Origin of the sequence: Gordonibacter pamelaeae 7-10-1-b (genome assembly GCF_000210055.1) — a bacterium.
In the GTDB taxonomy this organism is placed as follows: Bacteria; Actinomycetota; Coriobacteriia; order Coriobacteriales; family Eggerthellaceae; genus Gordonibacter; species Gordonibacter pamelaeae.
Genome location: NC_021021.1, coordinates 414,665 through 416,236 on the forward strand (window position 1 = coordinate 414,665; position 1,572 = coordinate 416,236).

Sequence of the window (1,572 nt, forward strand, 5' to 3'; positions counted from 1 at the left end):
CTCCACCACGTAGAGCGCCTCCACGCTCCCGGCGAAGGCGCGCAGCGCCTCGGCGGGCAGCGGCCAGGTGCAGCCCAGCTTGAACACCGACGCGTCAGGCAGCGCCTCCGTCACGTGCTGGTACACGGCACCTGCGCACACGACGCCCACGGCGCTCCCGCGCCGCACGACCTTGTTATAGGGGCAGGTCTCGACCCATTCCCCCAGCGCCTCCACGCGCGCGAGCTGGTCGCGGCGGCGCGGCTTGGCGAAGGCGGGCATCATGACCCACTTCGCCGCGTCCTTCTCGTAGGGCTTGAGCGGCGCCTCGGCGCGCGGTCCGGGCTCCACCGGCGTCTTCGTGTGCGACACGCGCACCGTGGAGCGGATGAAGACCGGCACGTCGAAGCGCTCGGACAGCTCGTAGGCCTCGCGCGTGAAGCGCAGCGCCTCGGCTGAGTCGGCGGGGTCGAGCATGGGGATGTGCGCCGCGCGGGCGTACCAGTGGGAGTCCTGCTCGTTCTGCGACGAGTACATGCCGGGATCGTCGGCCGCCAGCACCACCAGGCCGCCCCCCACGCCCGTGTAGGCGGCGGTGAACAGCGGGTCGGCCGCCACGTTCACGCCCACGTGCTTCATGGTGGAGAGCACGCGCGCGCCCGCGGCGGAGGCCCCCACCCCCACTTCCACGGCCACCTTCTCGTTCACGCACCATTCGGCGTACACGCCGTCCATCTTCGCGAACGCCTCGAGCGTCTCGGTAGAGGGCGTGCCGGGATAGGCCACGCCGATGTGCGCGCCGGCCTCCCATGCCCCCTGGGCGATGGCTTCGTTTCCTGACATCAGTTCCATAAGCGACCTTCCCCCGCTTCAGATTACCATGGCGAATTATACGGCAACGAACGCCGAGCAGCCCGCTCAACCGTCGCAGGCGGAGGAAATCAGCGGAAGGGGGCGCCCCGCCGGCGCGCCGCACGGGCGCAGGCGCTTCGGGAACAGCGGCGAGGGCTTTCGGCCCGTCAGCTATGCGGAAACGCTACCTCCGGGACGAGATCGGAGCTTATGGCGCGTTTTCTACGTCGCCGCACGAGCAACATCGGGAAAGCCCCAGGTCGCGGGAGCCACGACAACGCACGATGCGCGGAGGTCGTGCCACGGCCTCCGATCTTGTCCATTATCTTGACAATCATGTTTACGAGCGCATGCGGAAGCGCGGTGCTTCGCGGAGAAGGAAGGAGGAAGTGGCTCCCCTTTTCACCAGCCGGCCGGGGCCGTGCGGGCGATGAGAGCCGCCCCGGCGCACCGGGATGTCCCGGAGGTCGACCGCATGCGCCGGGGCGGCCGCCCTCGTCCGCACGGCCCCGGCCGGCTGGTGAAAAGAAGGGGCCTCGCCGGTTGATACCGAGGGCAACTGGCTGATAGGTGGAGGGCATGCGGCTGATAGCGCGGCCGATGGCTGGTTGCCAACGAGGGTACGGCCGATGGATGAGGGTGCAGGGGGCTGGCGAAGGAAGCGCTCGGCGATGACGAGGGAGAACCGGCTGGCAGGCGCCGGGGCGGCCGGCCGATAGGCGAAGATCACGGCCGACTCGC

General features: G+C 69.7%; 1 protein-coding gene. It reads right to left on the minus strand.

The features are described from left to right. Positions 1 to 831, minus strand: an 831-nt coding sequence (locus GPA_RS01930) for an indolepyruvate ferredoxin oxidoreductase (protein WP_041238792.1), incomplete at its 3' end; no start/stop codon positions are given. Positions 832 to 1,572: the final 741 nt, after the last annotated feature.